General features: G+C 67.3%; 14 protein-coding genes and 1 riboswitch. Of the genes, 8 read left to right on the plus strand and 6 right to left on the minus strand.

The genetic code is table 11. The features are described 5' to 3' along the window. Positions 1-2: 2 nt before the first annotated feature. Together AC5P8U_RS18415 and AC5P8U_RS18420 are read left to right on the plus strand one after the other, a co-directional pair. The gene (locus AC5P8U_RS18415; RefSeq protein WP_111177889.1) at positions 3-2,150 is read left to right on the plus strand and encodes a glycosyl transferase family protein; all 2,148 of its coding nucleotides are present in this window, start codon (positions 3-5) and stop codon (positions 2,148-2,150) included. Continuing rightward, positions 2,147-4,981 carry an NfrA family protein gene (locus tag AC5P8U_RS18420; protein ID WP_447899873.1) on the plus strand — a complete coding sequence of 945 codons (2,835 nt, stop codon included), beginning with the start codon at positions 2,147-2,149 and terminating at the stop codon, positions 4,979-4,981. The genes AC5P8U_RS18415 and AC5P8U_RS18420 overlap by 4 nt, the downstream gene beginning before the upstream one ends. On the opposite strand, the gene AC5P8U_RS18425 is transcribed toward AC5P8U_RS18420, so the two are convergent. The 3 genes from AC5P8U_RS18425 to ettA form a co-directional block, all read right to left on the minus strand. Further along, positions 4,975-5,979, minus strand: coding sequence for a DUF4434 domain-containing protein (locus AC5P8U_RS18425; protein WP_227838184.1), 1,005 nt, complete (start codon positions 5,977-5,979; stop codon positions 4,975-4,977). The genes AC5P8U_RS18420 and AC5P8U_RS18425 overlap by 7 nt on opposite strands. Positions 5,980-6,062: 83 nt before the next feature. Next, positions 6,063-7,379 carry an NCS2 family permease gene (locus tag AC5P8U_RS18430; RefSeq protein ID WP_072167830.1) on the minus strand — a complete coding sequence of 439 codons (1,317 nt, stop codon included), beginning with the start codon at positions 7,377-7,379 and terminating at the stop codon, positions 6,063-6,065. 183 nt (positions 7,380-7,562) lie between these two features. After that, on the minus strand, positions 7,563-9,227 hold the full coding sequence (gene ettA, locus AC5P8U_RS18435; RefSeq protein WP_005415249.1) for an energy-dependent translational throttle protein EttA: 1,665 nt from the start codon (positions 9,225-9,227) through the stop codon (positions 7,563-7,565). Between the two features lie 252 nt (positions 9,228-9,479). On the opposite strand from ettA, the gene AC5P8U_RS18440 reads away from it, so the two are divergent. From AC5P8U_RS18440 to ribD, 6 genes are all read left to right on the plus strand, one after another. Continuing rightward, on the plus strand, positions 9,480-9,959 hold the full coding sequence (locus AC5P8U_RS18440; protein ID WP_049414548.1) for an RcnB family protein: 480 nt from the start codon (positions 9,480-9,482) through the stop codon (positions 9,957-9,959). A gap of 185 nt (positions 9,960-10,144) precedes the next feature. Then, the gene (gene glyA / locus AC5P8U_RS18445; RefSeq protein ID WP_057494411.1) at positions 10,145-11,398 is read left to right on the plus strand and encodes a serine hydroxymethyltransferase; all 1,254 of its coding nucleotides are present in this window, start codon (positions 10,145-10,147) and stop codon (positions 11,396-11,398) included. Positions 11,399-11,465: 67 nt separating this feature from the next. Next, positions 11,466-11,885, plus strand: coding sequence for a hypothetical protein (locus tag AC5P8U_RS18450; RefSeq protein WP_072167831.1), 420 nt, complete (start codon positions 11,466-11,468; stop codon positions 11,883-11,885). Between the two features lie 27 nt (positions 11,886-11,912). Next, positions 11,913-12,362 carry a hypothetical protein gene (locus AC5P8U_RS18455; protein WP_447897405.1) on the plus strand — a complete coding sequence of 150 codons (450 nt, stop codon included), beginning with the start codon at positions 11,913-11,915 and terminating at the stop codon, positions 12,360-12,362. Positions 12,363-12,506: 144 nt separating this feature from the next. Beyond that, positions 12,507-13,028, plus strand: a complete 522-nt coding sequence (nrdR, locus tag AC5P8U_RS18460; RefSeq protein ID WP_005415256.1) for a transcriptional regulator NrdR — start codon at positions 12,507-12,509, stop codon at positions 13,026-13,028. 136 nt (positions 13,029-13,164) lie between these two features. After that, entirely contained in the window at positions 13,165-14,250 is a 1,086-nt protein-coding gene (gene ribD, locus AC5P8U_RS18465; protein WP_072167921.1) for a bifunctional diaminohydroxyphosphoribosylaminopyrimidine deaminase/5-amino-6-(5-phosphoribosylamino)uracil reductase RibD, read from the plus strand. Positions 14,251-14,284: 34 nt separating this feature from the next. Here the strand turns inward: ribD and AC5P8U_RS18470 are convergent, their stop codons facing one another. From AC5P8U_RS18470 to AC5P8U_RS18480, 3 genes are all read right to left on the minus strand, one after another. Continuing rightward, positions 14,285-14,569 (minus strand): hypothetical protein, encoded by a 285-nt coding sequence (locus AC5P8U_RS18470; protein WP_447897404.1) that lies wholly within the window; start codon positions 14,567-14,569, stop codon positions 14,285-14,287. A 204-nt stretch (positions 14,570-14,773) separates the two neighbouring features. Further along, positions 14,774-15,658 carry a hypothetical protein gene (locus tag AC5P8U_RS18475; RefSeq protein ID WP_447897403.1) on the minus strand — a complete coding sequence of 295 codons (885 nt, stop codon included), beginning with the start codon at positions 15,656-15,658 and terminating at the stop codon, positions 14,774-14,776. Between the two features lie 149 nt (positions 15,659-15,807). Next, entirely contained in the window at positions 15,808-16,428 is a 621-nt protein-coding gene (locus tag AC5P8U_RS18480; RefSeq protein ID WP_072167834.1) for a hypothetical protein, read from the minus strand. A 239-nt stretch (positions 16,429-16,667) separates the two neighbouring features. Then, positions 16,668-16,813, plus strand: a riboswitch (FMN riboswitch). The last annotated feature ends 64 nt before the right edge of the window (positions 16,814-16,877 follow it).

The raw sequence follows: 16,877 nt of genomic DNA on the forward strand, positions 1-16,877 counted from the left end.
CCGTGGACGGTCTGTTCTGGAACATCCAGCTGGCCAACTACTACGCTGCCCTGGAAACCACGGCGGCGGCGGTGGCCGTGCTGATCCTGATCTCCAGCCTCGATGACCTGTTCATCGATGTCTGGTACTGGGTGCGCGAGAGCTGGCGCGCGCTGACCGTCAAGCGCCGCGACGCGTACCGGCCGCTGACCCAGGAAGACCTGCTGCAGCGGCCGGAACAGCCGCTGGCGATCATGGTGCCGGCGTGGATGGAGTACGACGTCATCGCGCAGATGGTCGAGAACATGATCAACGTGCTCGACTACCGCGAGTACGTCGTGTTCGTCGGCACCTATCCCAACGACCAGCAGACCATCGACGAAGTCGAGCGCATGCGCCGTCGCTACAAGCGCCTGCGCCGCGTGGAGGTGCCGCATGACGGACCGACCAGCAAGGCCGACTGCCTGAACTGGCTGATCCTGGCGATCTTCGACTACGAGAAGCGCCACGACATCGAGTTCGCCGGGGTGATCCTGCACGACAGCGAAGACGTGCTGCACCCGATGGAACTGCGCTTCTACAACTACCTGCTGCCGCGCAAGGACATGATCCAGCTGCCGGTCACCTCACTGGACCGCGAATGGTACGAACTGGTGGCCGGTGTCTACATGGACGAGTTCGCCGAATGGCACGCCAAGGACCTGGTGGTGCGCGAGAGCGTGTCCGGCATGGTGCCGTCGGCCGGCGTCGGCACCTGCTTTTCGCGGCGTGCGCTGCTGGCGCTGAGCGCGCAGACCGACAACCAGCCCTTCAACACCGACAGCCTCACCGAAGATTACGACGTCGGTGCGCGGCTGGCGGCCATGGGCATGCAGTCGATCTTCGCCCGCTTCCCGGTGCAGTTCCGCGTGCGTCGGCCGTCATGGTTCGGCTGGGGGCCGGTGCGCGAGCGCACCCAGCAGATGGCGCTGTGCGTGCGTGAGTACTTCCCCGACAACTTCCGCGCCTCGTACCGGCAGAAGGCGCGCTGGGTGCTGGGCATCGGCCTGCAGAGCTGGGAGTCGCTGGGCTGGCGCGGTTCGCTGGCTACCAAGTACCTGTTGGCGCGCGATCGCAAGGGCATCATCACCTCGTTCGTCAGCATCATCGCCTACCTCATTTTCCTGCAGTTGCTGCTGTTCTGGCTGTTGAAGGCGACAGGGGTGTGGACGATGCAGTTCCCCAGCGTGTTCCAGGCCGGTACCTGGCAGATGAATGTCGCGCTGCTGACCACGGCGGCACTGGCGACCCGCGTCGTGCAGCGCTTCTACTTCGTCAACCGCCTGTACGGCTGGGAGCATGCGCTGATGTCGATCCCGCGCATGGTGGTCGGCAACATGATCAACTTCATGGCCACCGCCCGCGCATGGAAGGTGTTCCTGGCCTACCTGCTGTTCGGCAAGCGCATGGTCTGGGACAAGACCATGCACGACTTTCCCGATGCGGCACAGCTGGTGCAGACCCGCAAGCAGCTCGGTGAGCTGTTGACCACCTGGCAGGCGGTGGAACCGGAGCGGCTGCAGCAGGCGCTGGCGCAGCAGCATGCCGGCCGGCGGCAGCCGCTGGGCCGCATCCTGCTCACCCAGGGCTGGCTGGATGATGAAACCCTGGCCGAAGCCATCGCCTTCCAGGGCGACCTGCCGCGTGCGGTCATCGACATCGATTACCTGCGCGCGGGCTCATTCCCGGTCAGCGCCGATGCCTGCGTGCAGTGGCGCATGCTGCCGCTACCGCCGCGGCAGCAGCAGACACTGCGGCTGGCCGTGGCCAGCCCATTGCCCGAAGACGCGCTGGCGCTACTGAAGCAGGAAACCCGCAGCGCACACATCGAACAGAGCATCGCCCGCGAAAGCGAAATCAACGCAGGCCTGCGCCTGATCGGCGGCGACCAGCACTGGCAGCTGGACAACGTGCCCTTGCTGGGCGACCTGCTGGTGGAGATGCGCCTGATCGACCACGCGCGCTTCGAGATTGCACTGGATGCGTACAAGCCGCAGCGCGATGGCCGCATTGGCGATTACCTGGTCAAGCAGGGCATCACCACCGAGGACGCCGTCGCCCAGGCCATGCAGGAGCAGCGCCGGCGTGCGGCCGCGCTGCAGTCGCCGCCTCCCGGAGCCTTACCGGCATGAAGACCACGCTGCTGTCCACCGTCATCGCTGTCGCCCTGGCAACGGCTACCGCGCCGGCACAGGCGCAGGCCGATGCGCCGCTGCCGTTGTCCGGTGCGGCCTACCGCGTCGCCGAGCAGGCCTTCGCCGCCTACGAGCGCGGTGATTACGCTGCGGCCTACCAGCAGTCCAGCGAAGCGATCCGGTTGCGCCCGGACGTGGTGCGGCTGCGCCTGCTGCAGATCTATGCGTTGCAGAAACTGGGCCGGCCGGCGGAGGCGCAGCAGCAGGCGCGCCGTGCACTGGATGCCGGGTTGAAGGATCCGGCCTTGCCGGCATTGGCCGCTGCCACCGCTGCGCGCAGCACGCCCCCGGATGCCCGGGGCGGGCGCGCACCCTCTCCACCGCGCGCGGCCGGCAGCGGCGCAGACCGCGCCAGGCAGCAGGCCTACACGCTGGCCACCGAGGCCTATGCTGCCTATGACGCCGGGCGCATGTGGGAAGCGGCCAGCAAGGCCGAGCAGGCCTTCCGCCAGCAGCCGAAGCAGGGTGCCTGGGCGATGCTGTGGGTGGCGGCGCTGGAAGCACAGCAACAGGCCGAACTGGCCGACGCGGCCATCGGCACGGCGCTGCAGCTGGGCGCACCGAACGTCGAGGAACTGCGCGCGCGGCGCGTGGCGCTGGCCCGCCAGCGCGCGCTGCTGCAGGCCCAGCAGGCCTACCAGTCGCTGTCCACGCAGAACGATGCGGCGGCCGTCGCGCAGGCGCGCGCCGCCGTCGAGCTTGCGCCGGATGTTGCTTCGTACCGGTTGCTGTTGATCACCGCGCAGCTGCAGCAGGGGCAGCTGGCCGACGCCGAGCGCAGCGCCGACCAGGCACTGCAGGCCGACGGCGGGGATCTCAATGCCCGGGTGATGCGCGGCTATCTGCGCCAGCGCCAGGGCAAGACCGTGCTTGCCAATGAGGACTTCGACACCGCGCTCGCCATGCCGGGGTCCACAACGCAACAGCGCAACGTGCGCCTGCTGGCCGTGGATGCGGCCCTGGCCGCTGGGGATCGCGCACGTGCGGCTGCACTGCTGGCGCCGCTGCGGCCGGTATTGCCAGCCGATGCAGGCGATGCACGCGCGCAGCAGTTGCTGCAGCAGGGCATCGAGCAGCGCGCCAGGGCGACCGGATCCAGTCGCGAGCTTCCGCGCATGAGTGCGCAGGCCTATCCAGCGCCGTTCCAGCATTGCCAATCGGATGACGCCGCCAATATCTGCGAGCTGATGCCGGCTGACCTGCAGGGCGACGGTGGCGCTGCACAGCGCGCATATGCAGCCTACGCGCGGCAGGACTTTGCCGAGGCCATAGATGAAGCACGGCAGGCCGTGCAACTCGCACCGGACGATGCAGACCTGCAAGGCCTGCTGACCACCACGCTGGCGGCAGGCAACCGCAGCCAGCAGGACGAAGCACGGCTGCGCCTGGATGCGACGCTGGCACAACACCCTGATGACGCGGTGGCGCTGATGCAACGCGGCTACCTCAACCAGAAGGCCCGTGAACCGGCGCGCGCACTGGCCGACTTCCGTGCCGCCGAGGCCACCGGCAAGGCACCCGAGAGCGTGGTGATCGACCAGGCGTACGCGAGTGCGGCCAACGGCGATCATCCTCAGGCGGTGTCGCTGCTGCGTAGCGCCATTGATCGCGCCGACGCCGGTGAGCTGCCTCTGGATGCGCATCAGCGCTACAACGTGCGCAATGCCATCGCCAACTATTCGCGCGAGTGGGGCGTGATCGCCTCGGCCGGCTTCCGCGGCGCGCGCCAGGCCGCGACCAATGTCGGCGGCGCGGCGATCAGTACGCCGGGCGATTCGGTGTTCAGCACGCTGGAAGCGTTCTGGCGGCCCCCGGCGTTCAACGACCAGCATGGCACGCTGGAGCTCTACACGCGGCTGCTCAACACGCTGTACGACGAGGGCGGCACCTACGAATCGATCCGCGCAGTGGACCCGTGCACCGGCGAATCGACACCCGACGCACGTGCACGCGCCGACCGTCTCAGCCGTTCGCGTTCCACCACCGGCTGGCCGTCCACCATCGCCTCGTTCGGCATGCGCTACGCCTTCGGCCAGACCGGCCTGAGCGCCGGCATCGAGCGCCGCCAGTTCCTCGGTAGTGCCACGCGCACGGGCGATGTCTATCCCGCCTCCGCGGCCGTGCAGTGCAGCCTGCAGCTGGCCCTGAACCCGCCACTGGAATCCAGCACCCTGGCCCGCTACCGCCTGGCCAGCGGTTCCGGTGGCTGGATGTCCTACCTGACCTACGGCTATTACCACGGTACCGACCTGCGCACCGACGTGAACCAGTGGTGGATGGTCAGCGGCTACGCGCAGGGCGGTTACACATGGGATGACAACAGCGCGCATTTCACCCTGGATGCACTCGATGCCAACGGCATGCCAGTGCGGCGGATCGGTGATGCCAATGGGCGCCTGCATCGCGAACAGTGGTTCGCTGCCGCTGAACTGCGCGCCGGACGCAGCTTCCGTTTCGGTGCCGGGCAGACCCACTGGGTGGTCACGCCGTATGTTGTGGTGGGGGCGGACTGGCTGGACCAGCGCTCGCGCGTGCGCGGCATCCGCTACCCGCTGTTTCCGGTACAGTCGTTCGCGCTCAACGATACGCAGCGCAGCTGGTCAATGGGCGCAGGGCCGGGCCTCGGCGTGCGCTACTGGTTCCGCGAGGACCACTACAACACGCCGCGTTCCTACCTCGACCTGACCGTGCAGTACCGCTTTGCGATCGGTGGCGGTGATACGCAGCGCGCCAAGGGCCTGTTCGCCACCGCCATCCTATATTACTGAGGCAGCCCCCACCGGCGCCGCAGCGCCGCCGCCTGCGGCGTGTCCTGGGTCAGCCACGGCTCCAGCGCATAGACCAGCACGTGCTGTGCGCCGCTGTCGCGTGCCCACGCCAGCTGCCGTTGGATTCGTGCGGTATCGGCAGTCTCGCCCTTGAACCCGCTGCCATCAGCGGCGCTGCCGGGCAGTTCGCGGAACAGCTCGACGATCACATCGAAGCCGATGTCGTGCGCGTGGAAATGATCGAGCAACGGCTGAAGCTGCTGCACGTTGCCGGCGCCGGCAACGCCCACGCCGTCCTGCACCATCGGCCGCAGCGTGGCCTGGGCCAGTACCGCCTGCCATAGCGTGACCAGGTCGCCATCGGACTGCAGGCGGCTGAAGTAGCAGGAGATCGCGCAGTCACCGCCGCGCGCGCCGGTGGCGTCTGCCAGCCCGTGCAGCCATTGCGCCAGCCATTGCTGGCGGGCCGGATCGGCCCAGTGGTACTGCTCCAGTTCGTAGGGCAGGTACCAGCCCCCGAAGGCCGGCTGCTCGGCCCACGGCGCCTGTGCCAACCAGCTGCGTGCGTGCGCCAGGCTGTCGGCCAGGAACGCCTGCAGCGCGGCGTCGTCGGCGCCGATCGCCTGCCACCAGCGCTGCTGGAAGGGTAGGCCGACACGGATGCGCAGGTTGTTCTGGCTGGCGGCGGTGAACAGCTGCTGCAGGCTGCCGTCGGGCAGTGACCAGTCGCCGTCACTGCCGCCGACGATGCCGGTCCATTGCAGCACCAGCTGACGGCAGCCCAGCGTATGTGCAAGCTTCAACGAGCGCTGCCAGTCGGCCGGTCCCCACTGCAGGTGGCTGCGCCAGGGCTGCAGGAAGGTGCCGTCGACCTGCACCGGCAGCGAGCAGCCGGGCAGGGTAGCGAGCGTACCGGCCAACGGCGCCAGCACGGCCGCGCGCAGCAGGCGGCGGCGCAATGGCGAAGACGGATCTGCGGGAAGGACGGGCGCAACCATGCCCGCATCATCCCAGAGCACCGTGCGCAGCAGGTGAACCCAGCAACGGGTGGTGCCGGCCGCTGGCCGGCATCGCCCCCCGATTATTCCAACGCGTAGCGCAGCGCGAACAACACCGCCACCAGCCACACCGCCGGATGCACCTCGCGCCAGCGCCCGGTGCCTGCCTTCAGCGCCGCATACGCGATGAAGCCGAATGCCAGGCCGTTGGCGATCGAATAGGTGAACGGCATCGCCAGCGCACACAGTGCGGCCGGCACCGATTCGGTCAGGTCGCTCCAGTCCACTTCCACCAGTTCGCGCAGCATCAGGCCGGCCACGAACAGCAGCGCCGGTGCGGTGGCATAGCTGGGCACCATCGCCGCCAGCGGCGAGAACAGCAGCGCGGCCAGGAACAGCGCCGATACGACCAGCGCAGTCAGGCCGGTACGGCCACCCACCTGCACGCCCGAGGCGCTTTCAGCGAAAGCGGTGGTGCTGCTGGTGCCGAGCACCGAACCGGCCACGATGGCGGTGCTGTCGGCCAGCAACGCGCGACCGAAGCGCTTCTGTGCGCCCGGCAGCTTCAGCAGACCGGCGCGGCCGACCACGCCGTACAGGGTGCCGGTGGCATCGAACACTTCCACCAGCACGAACACCAGCACCACCTGCAGCAGCACCGCGATTGGTGCGCCGCCGTCATGGTGCAGCAGGCCCGGCAGGTCCAGCTGCAGGAAGGTGGGGGCCAGGCTCGGCGGCAGCGAGACCAGGCCCTGGTACTGCACGTCGCCCAATGCCCAGCCCGCACCGGTCACCGCCAGGATGCCGATCAGGATCGCGCCGCGGATCCGGCGTGCTTCCAGCACTGCGATCAACAGGAAACCGGCCAGCGCCAGCAGTGGCGGCGCCGTGTTCAAGGGACCCAGCGCCACCAGCGTGTCCTCGTTGCCGACGATCACGCCGGATTTCTGCAGCGCGATGATCGCCAGGAACAGGCCGATGCCGGCCACGATCGCCGAGCGCAGCGACGAAGGGATGCCCGACACCAGCCATGCCCGCACACCGGTCAGCGACAACACCAGGAACACCAGTCCGGAGATGAACACCGCCCCTAGCGCCTGCTGCCACGGCAGGCCGGCAGCGCCGACCACGGTGAACGCGAAGAACGCGTTCAGGCCCATGCCCGGTGCCATGCCGACCGGGAAGTTGGCCGCCAGCGCCATTACCGCCGAACCCAGCGCGGCGGCCAGGCAGGTGGCCACGAACACCGCACCCGCATCCATGCCGGTCGTGCCGAGGATCTCCGGGTTGACGAAGACGATGTAGGACATCGTCAGGAAGGTGGTGATGCCGGCCAGCAGCTCGGTACGCACGGTGGTGCCGTGCTGCTGCAGCTGGAACATGCGCTCGAACAGGGACATGGAGATTCTCGCGACGATAAGGTGTCACGACCAACGGTCGTGACCTACCCGAATGCAGAACGTGGGTACCGACCGTTGGTGGTGGGTACCGACCGTTGGTCGGTACGCTTCAAAGCGTCACCACCAACGGTGGTGACCTACCGAAAGGAGAAAGGCCGCGCGAGCGCGGCCTTTCCGGTTGCCTTACTTCAGCGCCTTGAAGCGCAGGCGCTTGGGCGCAGCGTCATCGCCCATCCGGCGCTTCTTGTCTTCCTCGTACTCGCGGTAGTTGCCCTGGAAGAACTCCACGTGCGAGTCGCCTTCGAAAGCGATGATGTGCGTGGCGATGCGGTCCAGGAACCAGCGGTCGTGCGAGATCACGAAGGTGTTGCCCGGGAACTCCAGCAGCGCGTCTTCCAGCGCACGCAGGGTTTCGATGTCCAGGTCGTTGGACGGTTCGTCGAGCAGCAGCACGTTGCCACCCTGCAGCAGGGTCTTGGCCATGTGCAGGCGGCCACGCTCACCACCGGACAGCGAACCGACCATCTTCTGCTGGTCCTGGCCCTTGAAGTTGAAGCGGCCGATGTAGGCGCGAGACTGGATCTCGATGCCGTTGATGTTGAGGATGTCCAGGCCGCCGGCGATTTCCTGGAAGACGTTGTGGTTGCCTTCCAGCTTGTCGCGGCTCTGGTCCACGTAGGACAGCTGCACGGTCGGGCCGATCACGATCTCGCCCGAATCCGGCTTTTCCTGGCCGGTGATCATCTTGAACAGGGTCGACTTGCCGGCGCCGTTCGGGCCGATGATGCCGACGATCGCGCCCGGCGGAATCAGCATCGACAGGTTGTCGATCAGCAGGCGGTCGCCGAACTTCTTGGAGACGTTCTTGAACTCCATCACCATGTTGCCCAGGCGCTCGCCCGGCGGGATGAAGATTTCGTTGGTCTCGTTGCGCTTCTGGTAGTCCTGCGACTGCAGCTCTTCCAGGCGGGCCAAGCGGGCCTTGCCCTTGGAACGGCCGCCCTTGGCGTTCTGGCGCGACCACTCCAGTTCCTTCTGGATCGCCTTCTGGCGGGCCTTTTCCTGGTTTTCTTCCTGCTTCAGGCGTTCATCCTTCTGCACCAGCCATTCGGTGTAGTTGCCCTTCCACGGAATGCCGCGGCCGCGGTCCAGTTCCAGGATCCACTCGGCGGCGTTGTCCAGGAAGTAGCGATCGTGGGTGACGGCCACCACGGTGCCGGTGTAACGCGCCAGGAACTGCTCCAGCCATTCAACCGACTCGGCGTCGAGGTGGTTGGTCGGTTCGTCCAGCAGCAGCATGTCCGGCTTCTGCAGCAGCAGGCGGCACAGTGCCACGCGGCGCTTTTCACCACCGGACAGGTTGGCGATCTTGGCGTCCCACGGCGGCAGGCGCAGCGCATCGGCAGCCACGTCCAGCTGGTTTTCCAGGGTGTGGGCATCACCGGCGGCCAGGATCGCCTCCAGGCGCTCCTGCTCCTTGGCCAGCGCGTCGAAGTCGGCACCTTCTTCGGCGTAGGCGGCGTACACCGCTTCCAGTGCGGCCTGGGCCTGCAGCACTTCGCCCACGCCTTCCTCGACCGACTCGCGCACGGTCTTGTTCGGGTCCAGTTCCGGTTCCTGTGCCAGGTAGCCGACCTTGATGCCCGGCTGCGGGCGGGCCTCGCCCTCGAAATCGGTGTCCACGCCGGCCATGATCTTCAGCACGGTGGACTTGCCGGCGCCGTTCAGGCCCAGCAGGCCGATCTTCGCGCCCGGGAAGAAGGACAGCGAGATGTCCTTGATGATCTGCCGCTTGGGCGGGACCACCTTGGACACGCGGTTCATGGTGTAGATGTATTGCGAGGACATGAGGTCTCCGTAGGCGCGGCCCTGCGCCCGGCCCATCACGGGAACATCCCGTTGTGGCAGCGGGCACAGACTGGAAAGGAATACCGCCAATTATAGCCGGAACCGGTTCCGGGCCGCGCCCGTGGCAGGGGCGCTGGCTGGCCGCGGCCTGAATACTTCGTCACAGTCCTGCAGCGGGAAGCGTTTCCAGCCGGAAACGGTTCAGATCGGGTGCGCAATATGGGCTCACCACCACCCAAGCAGAGGTCTGACATGCGCATCAATCGAGTAATGGCCAGCGCCGTGGCCTCTGTGCTGGCGCTCGGCGCCGTGGCCCCGGCCTTTGCCGACAACGACCACCGTCGCGGCCATGACCGCCGCGAGTGGCGCGAGGACCGCCGCGAATGGCGACAGGACCGCCGTGACTGGGAACGCGACCGCCGCGAGGCACGCCGCGACTGGGAGCGCGACCGCCGAGACTGGCACCGCGACCACGACCGCTACTACCGTCCGGCCCCGCCGCCGCCGCGCGTGGTCTACCGCCCGGCCTACGGCCCGGGCTACGGCTGGAAGGTCGGCCACCGCTACCGCGATTACTACCGCGGCCCGATCTATGTGGTGAACGACTACCCGCGCTACCACCTGCGCCGCCCGCCGTATGGGCACCACTGGATCCGCGACGACCGCGGCAACATGCTGCTGGTGGCGGTGGCGACCGGCATCATCGCCGACTACATCATCAACAGTCGCTGAGGATCGCGGCTGGGGTCGGATCCCTTTCCACGGAAAGGGCTGTGATCCCACAACGTCCCTCGAAACCATACGGGGCCGGATTCCTTCGGGAGTGCCGGCCCCGGCCTTTCCGGCCCCGGCAGGCCGGTGCGGGGCTACAATCAGGGGCTGAGCCGTACCCCTTTCCCTGCCTGCTGGAGTACCCGATGTTCCCGCGTGACGTCCGCATCGAAACCTACGATCCCGAACTGGCCAAGGCCATCGCCGCTGAAACCCAGCGCCAGGAAGACCACGTCGAGCTGATCGCCAGCGAGAACTACACCAGCCCGGCCGTAATGGAAGCCCAGGGCAGCCAGCTGACCAACAAGTACGCCGAAGGCTATCCGGGCAAGCGCTACTACGGTGGCTGCGAATACGTGGACATCGCCGAGCAGCTGGCGATCGACCGCCTCAAGCAGCTGTTCGGCGCCGACTACGCCAACGTGCAGCCGCACAGCGGCTCGCAGGCCAACCAGGCCGTGTACTTCGCCCTGCTGCAGCCGGGTGACACCATCCTCGGCATGAGCCTGGCCCACGGCGGCCACCTCACCCACGGTGCCAAGGTCAATGCCTCGGGCAAGCTGTTCAACGCCGTGCAGTACGGCGTCAACGACCAGGGCCTGATCGATTACGACGAGGTCGAGCGCCTGGCCCTGGAGCACAAGCCGAAGATGGTCGTGGCCGGCTTCTCCGCCTACTCGCAGGTGATCGACTGGGCGCGCTTCCGCGCCATCGCCGACAAGGTCGGTGCCTACCTGTTCGTGGACATGGCCCATGTCGCGGGCCTGGTCGCCGCCGGCGTCTACCCGAGCCCGCTGGACCACGCCCACGTCGTCACCTCGACCACCCACAAGACCCTGCGCGGCCCGCGTGGCGGCATCATCATCGCCAAGGGCGCCGACGAAGACCTGGTCAAGAAGCTGCAGTCGATCGTGTTCCCGGGCATCCAGGGCGGTCCGCTGATGCACGTCATCGCCGGCAAGGCCGTGGCCTTCAAGGAAGCGCTGGAACCGGGCTTCAAGGCGTACCAGCAGCAGGTGGTGAAGAACGCCCAGGCGATGGCCAACACGCTGATCGCGCGCGGCTACAAGATCGTTTCCGGCGGCACCCAGAACCACCTGATGCTGGTCGACATGATCGGCAAGGACGTGTCCGGCAAGGATGCGGAAGCGGCGCTGGGCAAGGCTCACATCACCGTCAACAAGAACTCGGTGCCGAACGACCCGCGTTCTCCGTTCGTGACCTCGGGCCTGCGCCTGGGCACCCCGGCCGTGACCACCCGTGGCTACGTCGAGCAGGACTGCGTGGACCTGGCCAACTGGATCGCCGACGTGCTGGACGCGCCGAACGATGATGCCGTCATCGCCCGCGTGCGCGACGCGGTCAGCGCGCAGTGCCGCAAGTACCCGGTCTACGGCTGATCGGCGCAGGGGGTCGGATCCCTTCCCGCAGGGAAGGGCTCTGACCCCGTCACCAGGAATCCCGCGCATGGATGAGCGCCGCCTCAAGTATCTGTACGCCACCCTGGCGGTGGCATTCGGCCTGCCCAGCCTGGTGGTGGGCGGTGCCGCGGCGACGATGCTGCTGCTGACGGGGCTGGGCCAGTTCGGCCATGGCACGCTGGCCGCGGTGACGGTGATGCCGCTGTGGGGCCTCGCCGGCATTGCCGGCTGCCTGGCCTGGTTGTGGCTCAGCGCCGGGTATCTGCTGCAGGGGCGTGCCGGGCTGCAGGTGCATCGCCTCTGGTGGTGGCTGCTGCTGGCCGGCGGTCTTGCCGCCGTACCCCCGCTGGGGCTGGCGCTGTGGTGGAGCATCACCGTCCACGCCGAAGGCATCGCCCTGTTGCTGTTGGGCCCATCGATGCTGGTGCCGGCGGCGATGCTGGTGTGGATCAAGCGCCGCGCATGACGTGGCCCATGGAAGGACATCGAACGCATGGATGAGCGCCTGCACAAACGCGCGATGGCGATTGCCGGCCTGCTGGTAGGCCTGCCCACCGTGGCGGCAGGCGGCACGGGTGCCATGCTGGGGCTGATGGCCGTATGGGACGGCAAGTACCTGACGGGCGACGAGTACACGCTGTTGCTGCTGTGGTCGTCGGCCGGCATCATCGGCCTGCTGTCGTGGTTGTGGCTGAGCGGGCTGTTCCTGTGGCGCGGTGTTGCCGGCCTGCGCCAATCACCGGTTGTGGCCTGGGTCGGCTTGGCGTTGGGTGGCTTGGCCGCGTCGGGCGTGGTCGTCGCCACGCTGTACTCCACGATCAGCAATGGCGAGATCTCGACATTGGGCTTTCTCGGGTTTGGCCCGCCGCTGCTGGTGATGGCCGGGCACCTGGCCTGGCTGCGCTGGGCACGCGTGGCATCGCCGCCGCCCGAACCGGGTTGAGCCGGGCTCCCCAACTCGTCGGACACGCTGGGTGGCCAGAATGCAGGCGCTTCCGCGCAGGCAGCATTTGCTGCGGCGCCCTTTCTCAGGTACCTTTGCGACGCTGCCATGATGGTGGCAATTGCTCCCTGAGCCAGGCGTTCCATGCATTGCCCCTTCTGCCAACATGCCGATACCCGGGTCATCGACTCGCGCGTCTCTGAAGACGGCGCGACGATTCGCCGTCGGCGGGAATGCGAAGCCTGCGGCGAGCGCTTCAGTACCCTGGAAACGGTCGAGCTGAAGCTGCCGGCCATCGTCAAGAGCGATGGCACCCGTGAAGCGTTCGACCAGCGCAAGGTCCGCGCGGGGTTCGACCGCGCGCTGCAGAAGCGTGCGGTTCCCGAAGACAAGATCGAAGCGGCGGTACGTGCGGTGGTGCACCAGCTGCGCATCAGCGGCGAGCGCGAAGTGCCCTCGATCAAGGTAGGCGAGTTCGTCATGAACGAACTGCGCAAGCTCGACCACGTGGGCTATGTGCGCTTCGCTTCGGTCTACCGCAGCTTCGAGGACGTGGCCGATTTCCGCGAGGAGATCGAGAAGCTCGAGCGCGACCTGCCGTCCAGCACCGAACAGCTCCAGCTGCTGGGCGATGTGATCGCCCTGACCAAGAAGAAGAAGGGCTGACCGACACCGCTGTGGTGGCACGGAGGCGCCCATGATCTGGTGGGTGCCAACCTTGGTTGGCACGGAGGTGTCCATCCACGCATGGCGTGGATCTGCCGATGGCGTGCATCCACACCGGCGGCGTTACCATGGCCGCATGACACCTTCGTTCTCCGTCCTCGACCACCTGCACATGGCCAACGCGCTGCGCCTGGCCGAACGTGCCGCTTACACCACCCGCCCCAATCCGATGGTCGGCTGCGTGATCGCCCACGGCGAACGCGTGGTAGGGCAGGGCTGGCACCAGCGCGCAGGCGGCCCGCATGCCGAGGTGTTCGCGCTGCGCGAAGCCGGCAGCGAGGCCCGCGGTGCGACCGCTTACGTCACCCTGGAGCCCTGTGCCCACTACGGGCGCACGCCGCCGTGCGCACTGGCGCTGATTGAAGCGGGCGTGACGCGCGTGGTGGCGGCGATGCGCGATCCGTTCCCGAAGGTTGATGGCGGTGGCTTCGATCTGCTGCGCAATGCGGGTATCGAGGTTGCCGAAGGACTGATGGCGGCGCCGGCGCGCGAGCTCAACAAGGGCTTCCTGTCGCGCGTGGAGCGCAACCGCCCGTGGCTGCGGGTGAAGCTGGCCGCCAGCCTCGATGGCCGCACCGCGATGGCCGACGGCAGCTCCAAGTGGATCACCGGGCCGGCCGCGCGCGAGGACGTGCAGCACTGGCGCGCTCGCGCCGGTGCGATCCTGACTGGCGCCGATACCGTGCTGGCCGACGACCCGATGTTGACCGTGCGCCTGGCCGGTACCGAAGTGATGCCACCACTGCGCGTGGTGCTCGATTCGCGCCTGCGCTCGCTCGAATGCAGCCGTGTGCGCGAGGGCGGTGCGCCGACGCTGTACCTGCACGATGCGGCGGTCAGTGCGCCGGATGCGGCCGACGCCGAATTTGCCAGCGTGCCCTGCGTTGAAGGGCGGCTGGACCTGGGCGCGGTGCTGGCGCTGCTGGCCGAGCGCGGCATCAACGAGGTGCATACCGAAGCCGGCGCGACACTGGCCGGTGCGCTGCTGCGCGCTGGCTGGGTGGACGAACTGCTGCTGTATCAGGCGCCCACGCTGCTGGGCGACAACGGTCGTCCGCTGCTGGCCGGCCTGGGCATCGATGCCATGGACCAGCAGCGTCGCCTGCACGTGGTCGACCAGCGCCAGATCGGCGAGGACATCCGGCTGCTGTTGCGCCCGTGAGGCAATGGCGGGGCACCGGCCCCGTTCCGGTGCCTCAGGTGCCCTCGTCCTCGTGGGCGGGGCACTGCTCTTTCCATTGCTGCTTCCACAGCACATGCAGGTCACGGCAGTAGGCACCGAGTGCTTCTCCCGTCAGCTGCGTTGACTTCCACCGCAGCCTGCGCCGGCTGATGCCCTGGTCGTACTCGTCCGGCAGTACCGACGGTGCGCACTGATCGTGGTACTGCAGGAACGCGCGGCAATCGTCGTTCTCGCTCAGTTGCGCGTCGATGTCGCGGTCGCGCAGCTGGGTCGACTCGAAGGCAACCGGAGGTTGCACGTAGAAGGTCCTGGGTCTGGACGCTTCGGCCTGCCAGCACGCCATTAGCGCGACAAGCAGGACCGTGGTCGAGGTTATGCGGTGCTTCATGCTGTTGCCCTCGTGGAAGAGGGCAACAGCATTGATCACGCAGTGTGCGCAAGACCATGCAACGGTTCTGAAAGTGCCGTTGATCCTGCTGCAGGCAACGGCGCTACGTCGTGCTTATGGGCACTCGTCGGTCCACATCATCTCGGCGATCGGGCGCAGTGCCTTGCACTCCTGCGTCATCTCATCGGCTGACTTGAGCTGTGCCTTGGCCTTCAGTTCCTCGGCCATCGCATCCACGCCGCTGATCTGGTCGGGTGCGACCTTCGCCACGCAGCTGCGGTGCTGCTGCAGCAGCAGGTCGCAGCCGGGTACGCCGGTCACCTTCGGTGCGCTGGCCGCCTGCACGTCCTGCATCCATTCCTCGAACGGTGCCAGCGCCCCGGTCACGCTGCCCACCAGATCATCGAAGTTGCCGCTGTACCAGTAGCCGTTGTCCTTGGCCGGGTACAGGGTGAAGGTGCCGCTGACCGGCACGCGCGCGCCACTCTGCAGCGCCTGGCTGTAAGCGTCGGTGAACTGCTTGCGCGAAGCCGGGCTGGCGTCGGAGGCAAGGCTGGCGGCGAACAGCGGACGTACCTTGCCCAGGTCGGGCATTTGGCAGCTGAAGGTGATGCGCGCCAGCTTCTGGTCGTCCACGTACTCGTTGTCTTCAATCACGCTCTTGCTGGCGCGGCACTTCGAATCACGCAGGGCCTTGGCATACATCGCCTCGCTGGCGGCCGCGTCGGCCTTGGCGCCGGTGCTGGCAAGCACGACCTGCCACGGTTCGGCCAGCGCCTTGGCCAATGCGCCCGGGTTCGGGGTTACCGCGTCCTGGCCGTCGAAGGCGGGCTTCAGCGCATCGTTGAGGGTGCGGGTCGCGGCGGCGTCGTCTTCCAGCAGGACGCGGGCATACAGATCGAAGGCCTGTTCGGGCGTCAGCGTGGCCGGGGCGGCGCTGGCCAGCAGCGGGGCAGCCAGCAGGGCGCTGGCCAGCAGGGTACGCAGGGGAGTCTTCATGACGGTGTTTCCTGTTCCAGAGGCGCGCAAGCCTAGCGCATCTTTGCGCAGGCCCGACGGTGCCCTGTGATCACGTGCCGACGCGCGGGCAAAAAAAACGGGCCCCTTGCGGGGCCCGTTCGATCGCACGACGAGGAGCGACCGTTGGATCAGAAGCTGGCGCGGACGCCGGCCGAGTATTGGGTGACGTCGCGGTAGCCGGAGATCTCGCCCACCAGGCCCCAGGTCTTGGTGAAGTTGATCTGGCCGCCAACAGTGCCGACCCAGGTGCCCTTGTAGTTGTTGCCGCCATCCATGTAGCCGGCCTTGACCCAGGCTTCGGTCATGCGCGACGGCTTGCCGCGGATGCCCATGGTGACGCGGCCCAGATTGGTGTGGTCCTTGCCGTGGTAACGCACACCGTCATAACGCAGGGTCGATTCGGCGTTCTGGCGCACCCAGGCGGCATCGGCGGTGAAGTCCAGGCGGTCGGTCCACGGCATGTGGTAGCCGATACCCAGCTCCGGCTGGTTCAGTTCCAGCTTCAGCGAGTCTTCGCCGTAGTGGCGGGTCTTGCTGGTGCGCGACCAGCCACCGAACACGTAGACCTGCTCGGCCAGCGCGACCGAACCGCGCAGGTAGCCACCGTCGACCTTCGGGTCGTCCAGCAGGTTGTCGTCAACCTGGACCTGGGTCCAGCCGCCTTCAACGTAGGTGTAGCTCAGGGCCTCGGCCGAAGCCGAGAACGGGGCGGCGGCCAGCAGGGCGGCCACGATCAGGATCTTGCGCATGGAAATTCCTGTGAGTTTCAGTCCATTGGCGGGCCTGCCCTCGCGGCTGCCCGTGGCGACCTCATGTCGTCCGCTGCGGATTTTAATGAAAGTTTTACAAAATGCGAGAGACGGCCGTCACAGGCTGGCCAGACGTGGTCGGGGTCAGAGCCCTTTCCTGCGGAAAGGGATCCGACCCCGGGCATCCCACCCCGTTCAGGCCGGGCTGGTACACTGACCAGACCGGTTCGCCGGTACACAAACGTCTTCAGGGCGGGGTGCAATTCCCCACCGGCGGTAGGTGCGCAAGCACGAGCCCGCGAGCGCCCCGGCTCACGGCCGGGGGTCAGCAGATCCGGTCCAATGCCGGAGCCGACGGTCATAGTCCGGATGAAAGAAGACGGTGCCACAGGGCTCTTGCCCTGCGTGCACCTGTTTGCCTTGCGGCGTTTTTCGCTCACTTTTCGCGG

This window comes from Stenotrophomonas sp. YJH_SMC_81 (genome assembly GCF_059370875.1).